The 6,538-nt window shown below is 48.8% G+C and carries 9 protein-coding genes; all 9 read right to left on the bottom strand.

Annotated features, from left to right (window positions below; all coding sequences use genetic code 11):
• A partial coding sequence (locus AB7U36_RS15980; RefSeq protein ID WP_428160701.1) for a GmrSD restriction endonuclease domain-containing protein occupies positions 1-1,456 on the bottom strand: 1,456 nt, incomplete at its 3' end.
• A 50-nt stretch (positions 1,457-1,506) separates the two neighbouring features.
• Positions 1,507-2,499 (bottom strand): alpha/beta hydrolase, encoded by a 993-nt coding sequence (locus tag AB7U36_RS15975; RefSeq protein WP_428160700.1) that lies wholly within the window; start codon positions 2,497-2,499, stop codon positions 1,507-1,509.
• A 67-nt stretch (positions 2,500-2,566) separates the two neighbouring features.
• Positions 2,567-2,932, bottom strand: a complete 366-nt coding sequence (locus AB7U36_RS15970) for a HigA family addiction module antitoxin (protein ID WP_428160699.1) — start codon at positions 2,930-2,932, stop codon at positions 2,567-2,569.
• Complete coding sequence (locus AB7U36_RS15965; RefSeq protein WP_428160698.1) at positions 2,904-3,197, bottom strand: type II toxin-antitoxin system RelE/ParE family toxin; 294 nt, start codon at positions 3,195-3,197, stop codon at positions 2,904-2,906. Before AB7U36_RS15965 ends, AB7U36_RS15970 begins: the two co-directional genes overlap by 29 nt.
• 189 nt (positions 3,198-3,386) lie before the next feature.
• Entirely contained in the window at positions 3,387-3,662 is a 276-nt protein-coding gene (locus AB7U36_RS15960) for a helix-turn-helix domain-containing protein (RefSeq protein ID WP_428160697.1), read from the bottom strand.
• Between the two features lie 4 nt (positions 3,663-3,666).
• Positions 3,667-4,011: a type II toxin-antitoxin system RelE/ParE family toxin gene (locus tag AB7U36_RS15955; protein WP_428160696.1), complete on the bottom strand. Its 345-nt coding sequence runs from the start codon at positions 4,009-4,011 to the stop codon at positions 3,667-3,669.
• 153 nt (positions 4,012-4,164) lie between these two features.
• Positions 4,165-4,446, bottom strand: coding sequence for a hypothetical protein (locus AB7U36_RS15950; RefSeq protein ID WP_428160695.1), 282 nt, complete (start codon positions 4,444-4,446; stop codon positions 4,165-4,167).
• 124 nt (positions 4,447-4,570) lie between these two features.
• Entirely contained in the window at positions 4,571-5,680 is a 1,110-nt protein-coding gene (gene phnW / locus AB7U36_RS15945) for a 2-aminoethylphosphonate--pyruvate transaminase (RefSeq protein ID WP_428160694.1), read from the bottom strand.
• Positions 5,681-5,684: 4 nt separating this feature from the next.
• On the bottom strand, positions 5,685-6,527 hold the full coding sequence (gene phnX / locus AB7U36_RS15940) for a phosphonoacetaldehyde hydrolase (protein WP_428160693.1): 843 nt from the start codon (positions 6,525-6,527) through the stop codon (positions 5,685-5,687).
• Positions 6,528-6,538 lie beyond the last annotated feature (11 nt).

Below are 6,538 nucleotides of genomic sequence, written 5' to 3'. Positions count from 1 at the left end.
AGCGAAAATCTTGTGCCCCTTCTTTCATCAATAGCGCGTTCATGCCCTTGTAGGCCGCAGACAACCGCATGCGCATTGTCTTGAGCCGGTCGGCGCGGAAAGTGGTCTCGCTCACCGTTGTTGGCTCCGGCCCTCCTTGCAGCCAAGCCGGCACTTCGGTAAAATCTTTGGCAATCCGCGATTCGACTGCCGAGCCATATAGCTCGCCGAACACACCGTTCCAGTACCATTGCACAAGCTTGGCCCGATTGGCCTGGTGCTCCCATGCCTCGCCGATGTCGGCGATGATGGCAGCCAGCGGCACGATCTGTGACTGGTAGGGCAAATCAAAAATGCGGTAGATGTGCAGCATGTGGAGAAACTTTGCGGCCTGCATAAAGCCATGCTCGACTTTTTTCTCATAGTGCTTGTAAGCGATTAGCGGCAGGCTCAACAAGGCCTGTCGGTTACCAGTAACGAATGGCAGTTCTTTGCCCTGTTTACCGGTTCGTTCTGCCTCTCGGCGGCGCTCCCGGGTGTAGAATAGAGAAATAGCCTGCAGAAAATCAGTGTTACTGACATTCGCGATGATTCCCGTTTCCGAATCAGCCGGTCGCAGCGTATCCACAAAGCGCCGATGCCGGCCTTTTTGCGTTTCATCACCGTACCAGTCCTTGCGTAGCTCGTGGCCGTCGGCAGCATACATCGCCGTCACCAGCTCAAAGGCGTCCAGTGGCTTTCCGCCGGTGTTGACCTTTTCGAACACCACGCAGACTGCCTCTTTCGATGTGGAGCGATCAAGTGAAATCACCGGCACCCGGTAATACTTGAAGTTCTCCAGCACCTCACGCTTGAACTTGCGGAAGGTCTCACGCACGGTTTCATTAGCGTCACCCTTCCAGTATTGATCGAAGCCGTCCTGCCAGCGGTCCCAGTCGAACACCTGAGTCACCGGGTACGCCAGCTCAGCATATTCCTGCTCGGGCGTGGACAGGTTGGTCACCACCTCGCGGCCGAAATTGGTTCGGATGATCCGGTCCTCCGGCACGCCCAGGATTGCCTCTTCGCGGTCGATATTCGGGTCCAGCGCCTTCCGGATGTCAATGTAGAACCAGCGCTTCACCTTCTTTTTTTTCGGCGTCACCGTCTCGACGACCTTTCTGCGCAGCGTCACCTGATACAGCGAGGTCATGCGCTGCTGACCATCCAGCAACAGCGAATGCGGTGAAACGTGATTTGCCGCCGCAGGCGCGCCCTCAACCGGTCGGGGTTTGAAATTCACCTCCCCGCCCGAATCCAGCGACATCAGCGCACCCACCGGAAAGGCGCGCGACACTGAGGCAATCAGACTTTTGATTCGATCTTCGTCCCACACCCAGCTGCGCTGAAAATCCGGCAATTGGAGTTCTCCGCGGTGGCAGTCCTCCAGCAATTTATATAGATCGTAAGGATTAGTCTGAAAGGTTGATCCGGCCATGAATTTGTTCCTCTCTATATATAGTGGTGGCATGATTATCTCTAACGTTGCTAATCAGCCGCGCGGTTTTTTGCGGCGGCTGAATTAGCCTGGTCATGCTTATTATCTTTCATGATAAAATCAGTGATTGTTTCAGCCAGATCAGTGTTTATTGGTAGATCTGGTTGATTATAGGTTGGGATATTATGCATTGGATCTGATTCAGAGTTTTTGAAAATATGATTCATTCCTTTGATAAATTTCAATTGTGCGTTCGGATTTGCCTTGGCAAGTATTTTTGCATCATCTTCACATACTTGGATGTCGGCTGAACCTTGGATAATCAACACAGGCATTTTTAGATTGGCAATTTCCTCGGCTGGATCATATTTGAACCAAGAAATCATATATGGCTGCACACTGGGCCTTAACAGAGAATATAATAGCGGATTAACACCATCAACTGTTTCCCCTTGCCTAAGTTTATCAATAATGGGCAGTGCGATATTCAAGGCCTCGGGTGGTTGGGACTTGAGCTGTTCAATTATGGTCTTATCTGCCGAACGGCCAGGGCCTGCAATCGAGATGAATTTATCAATGCCGTTCTTTCGAGCTGAAATCATTCCAATTAATGACCCCTCGCTATGTCCGATTATTATTACCCTATTAAACCTCTCATCTTTCTTTAGTAATTCAGCCCAATCTTTCGCATCTGATATGTAATGCTCGAATCGCAATTCTTCTTCTTTTTCAACGGCTTGCTGACTTTCTCCGATGCCTCTTTTGTCATATCTCAATGTTGCAATGCCGTTTTTTGACAAAGCCTCTGCCAGCATCTTTAAAGAATTATTCTTCATTGCAGGATTATTGCCGTCCCTGTCTGTCGGTCCCGATCCGGCGATAATCAACGCGACTGTAACTGAGTTCTTTTCATTGGGAACAATAAGAGAGCCTTCCAATGTTCCTGTTTCGGTTTCAAGTTTAATGATAGTTTCTGATTGGTCAGCAAACAAACCGCTTGTCATAAAAAGAGAGAGCAGCACAGCAAAGCAACATATTTTCATATTCAGTCCTTTTTAGAGCATAGTAAACGGTTCAGATTGTGGCTCGCTGCGCTCACATAATCTAACCTTATTCGTTATGCCGATTTTCTATTTGCCTTGAAAGGGGTTCAAGCATTTGTATTTCAATAGCTTTGGGACTATTCATCGCATGCCATAAATCCCAGTCTTGCTGTAGTCCGAGCCAGAAGTCCGCTGACATCCCTAATACACGAGACAACCTAAGTGCTGTATCGGGAGTCACTGACCTACGCCCCTTAATAATTTCATTCAAACGAGGATAGGAAACCCCAAGTTTTTGTGCGAGTTCGGTCTGGGTAATATTGAGGGGTTTAACAAATTCTTCCAAAAGCATTTCTCCGGGATGTGTTGGCGGACGCTTTGTTGGAAGTCTCCTTGATGTTTTATTAATGGTAGTCTGTAATTTTGACTTCATACGCATGCCCTTCCTCCCAAATAAAACAAACACGATATTGCTGGTTTATTTGGATGCTAAATTGATTTTCACGATCGCCTTTTAATTGTTCGAGACGGTTTCCTGGCGGAACTTGAAGTTCGGTTACATCTTGTACTCGATTTATTTGATCCAACTTTCGAACTGCAACCGGCCAAATGGATTGTGGACATATTTTCCTTGCAGCTTTAGAACTAATTCCGTCAAAAATATCCTCTGTATCTTTATTCTTAAAAGACCGTATCATGGGTCATATTATAATGGCATCCATTATAGTTGTCAATTTCGTTTGTATTTGGGGGCATCTCACAGTAGGAACGCCGGTTACCCAGCGTCCCCCGCATATTTCATTAAAATGAAGCTTTACAAAAGTTAAAATCGGTCTTGACATGGGGTCCACTTTAGTGATGGGGAGTCCTATCCCGATTCGCTGAGTTTAAGCTACCTGAAATTGAATGCTTTTCCCCACTGCTTGAGCATAGTTCACCAATGTTGATAAACGGATATCTTCGGCATGATTCTCAATACGGGAAATTGCAGATTTTTTTGTATTCAATAAATTAGCGACATCTTCTTGTGTCAAGCCAGCATCTAAACGAGCCTGTTTAAGAAGAACTCCGATTTTAAAATGCTCATATCCTTTATCAAAATTTTTGGCGAAAATGAGACTTTTCTTTTTTCTTGCTTCAATATATTTATCCAAGTCATCCATTATCTTACCTCCTGGAAAGATATTCTTTTTTTCGGGACTCAGCTAACTTAATCTCCTGTTTTGGAGTCTTTTGACTTTTCTTTTGAAATGAATTGGTCAAGATGATTAATTCTTGTCCGTCAAAAAATCCAAGGAGACGAAACGTATCTCTCCCGACATCAACCCTAACTTCCCAAATATCATTTGTATTGACCAGCTTCTTAAAGTATTTGGATGGAACCTGATCAATTTCTCGAATCAATTTCAAAACCCAAGCGACTTTTGTAGCCTGAACATCTGTCAAAGAGTCTAAATGCTTTCGAACAGGGCATCTTCCAGCTGTCGTATGGTAAAATGAAATTGTTTTCATACCTATAAAGTATACAAATATGTAAACTTCGTCAAGGGTACAAAAATTGGATTGTTTTGGCAGCGAACGGAGAGCTCAGCCGCCCGGCGACGAGAACCGAGGACTTCCCAAAAATTAAATCCGTTTAAAAAACCAAGGACTTTCAAAAAGCCGTTAGCTCTCCGGGTCGGCTGTAGAGTTTTGTTCGATGGCGTTTATAATACTTTTAGCATCAAGTACTTTTTCTCCGCAAAGCGCTTGACAGGCTTCTTCAAGGAGTCGAATAAAATCTTTGGCATCTGTAAAATAGTTCTTAAAAGCATACCTGACTTCTTCTGATGAATCTGCTTTAACCAATACGATGTCATTATTAGGAAATTCTTTTTCGAGTTGAAATAATGCTTTAAGAGCCTCTGTTGCGCCTTTATATGTTCTTATTTCGAGATCGCCATCCATGGTATCAATGAACACGTTTTCTGAAATTATCAGGCCTTCATCCCAAAACACCCGCTGCAGCCGACGGTGAAAACGCAGTCAGCCGCAGAAGGCATCAAGTTTCCCACAAACAAATTCTCTTACATTACCAGGTCATGGCATTTTTCACAGCCTTGACAAGTCGTTGCATATCGCCGGCAAACACATGGCCGATATTGCCGATGCGGAAGGTGTCAATTTCCGTCACCTTGCCCGGATAGATCACAAATCCCTGGGCTTTGAGCCGTTCGTAAAAGCCTTTAAAATCGTATCCCCGGGCTTCTGGGCTGTGAAAGGCCGTAATGACCGGGGACTGGAACGTCTCGGGCAGCAGCGGTTTGAACCCAAGGCCTGTCATGCCCTCCGCCAGAATTTTCTGGTTCTCTTTATATCGCTGCCAGCGGGCGGTCACCCCGCCCTCGGCTTCCAGTTCATCCAGGGCTGTTTCAAAGGCGCGCACCACATGGGTGGGGGAGGTGAACCGCCACTTGCCCTGCCCTTTTTCCATGGTTTCCCACTGGTCAAAAAGATCCAGGCTCAGCGAAAGGCTGCGGCCCTTTGTCTTTTCAATCTCGCTTGTTTTTGCAATGACGTAACCAAAGCCGGGCACGCCCTGGATACACTTGTTGGCCGATGACACCAGAAAATCAGCCTTGATGGCCGCCATATCAACGGGGACACCCCCGAAGCTGCTCATGGCATCCACAATAAAGCATTTGCCGTGACGGTGCACCACAGGACCGATCTTCTCCACCGGGTTGAGCATGCCCGTGGTGGTTTCGCAGTGAACCATGGCCACATGGGTAATGGCGGGATCATTTTTCAATGCCTGGTCCACATGGCCGGGGCCGGGGGGGACAAGATCTCCGGTATCAATCATCCCAAAGGCCACTCCCATGCGCCCGGCAATGGTGGCAATTCTTCGGCCGTAGGCACCGTTGGCCAGGACCAGCAGCTTGCCGTTCCCGGGGACGGCGGTGCCCATGCACGCCTCCACGCAAAAGGTGCCGCTGCCCTGCATCAGTACGGCGGTGTACCCGGGAAGGGGGCTGGCCAGGCGGACCAGGCTGCTGCGGATCTTTTGGACAATCTCATTGTAATCCCGGTCCCAGGTGCACCAGTCCCTGAGCATGGCGGCTTTTACGGTGGCAGTGGTGCTTAAGGGGCCGGGGGTCAGCAGTAGATAAGGATTATCAGGCAGGGTGATCTGTGTCATTTAATCACCGCGTCATTGGCTGCTCACCCGCAGCCAGCCGGTCATTGATCTGACGAATCACCCGGGGAAGATCATGGGGCTGTTTTAATACATAATGGGCACCTGCCTGGCCAAACGCTTTGGTAATGGCCGCGACCCTGCGCGCCCTTTCGCCGGCAGGAAGCGCTTCCAGGTCTTCGGGGGTCAGCCCCATCTCGTTGCCGCTCTCCACAATGCCCACGGTCCACATGCCAGCATTAAGTCCCTCCTGGATATCTACAATGGTGTCCCCCACCTTGACCATGGCTTCCATGGGATAAACGCCTAAAGCAATGGCGTTTTTGTAGCACATCCAGGGGTATGGACGGCCATTGGGCACATCGGATGAGCAGAACACGGCATCCGGGCGGTAGCCTTTTTTCCCGGCACCGGGCACCAGCACATCCATCATTTCCCGGACATAACCCGTGCAGGAACCAATCTTAACACCGCTGCTTCGCAGGGTTTCCACGGCATCCATCATGGCGGGGATTGGATCGCAGTGGTCGGCAATGGCGGCCACCATCATATCCGCGGTTCTGTTATACAGGGCGTTGATATCAGATTCACCGGGATGCGCCCCAAAGGCGTTTTGCCATGCGCTTTTCACCGTTTCCAGGGCACATATTTTCCGGATATGCTCTTTTTTTTCAATGCCCATGAACTGCCGGGCCTCCCGGACCGTCACATCAATGCCATGCTCCCTGAACACCTCCACAAACACGGCGGCAGGGGCCATGCAGCCGAAATCAACGGCAGTTCCGGCCCAGTCCAGGACAATGGCCTGGACCGGACCTGTATATGCTTCTTTTCTTATAAACAGACTCATACATCACTCCT

The sequence above is a fragment of the Desulfobacter sp. genome (assembly GCF_050177295.1).
Note: the sequence above shows the minus strand (reverse complement) of the source record. Positions and strands in the feature narration are given on the sequence as shown.

What these genes read in the sequence shown, in the direction of transcription:
- phnW (WP_428160694.1), bottom strand. Translation starts at nt 5,680, where the DNA reads ATGACACAGATCACCCTGCCTGATAATCCTTATCTACTGCTGACCCCC.
- AB7U36_RS15950 (WP_428160695.1), bottom strand. Translation starts at nt 4,446, where the DNA reads ATGGATGGCGATCTCGAAATAAGAACATATAAAGGCGCAACAGAGGCT.
- AB7U36_RS15970 (WP_428160699.1), bottom strand. Translation starts at nt 2,932, where the DNA reads ATGAAGTCAAAATTACAGACTACCATTAATAAAACATCAAGGAGACTT.
- phnX (WP_428160693.1), bottom strand. Translation starts at nt 6,527, where the DNA reads ATGAGTCTGTTTATAAGAAAAGAAGCATATACAGGTCCGGTCCAGGCC.
- AB7U36_RS15965 (WP_428160698.1), bottom strand. Translation starts at nt 3,197, where the DNA reads ATGATACGGTCTTTTAAGAATAAAGATACAGAGGATATTTTTGACGGA.
- AB7U36_RS15960 (WP_428160697.1), bottom strand. Translation starts at nt 3,662, where the DNA reads ATGGATGACTTGGATAAATATATTGAAGCAAGAAAAAAGAAAAGTCTC.
- AB7U36_RS15975 (WP_428160700.1), bottom strand. Translation starts at nt 2,499, where the DNA reads ATGAAAATATGTTGCTTTGCTGTGCTGCTCTCTCTTTTTATGACAAGC.
- AB7U36_RS15955 (WP_428160696.1), bottom strand. Translation starts at nt 4,011, where the DNA reads ATGAAAACAATTTCATTTTACCATACGACAGCTGGAAGATGCCCTGTT.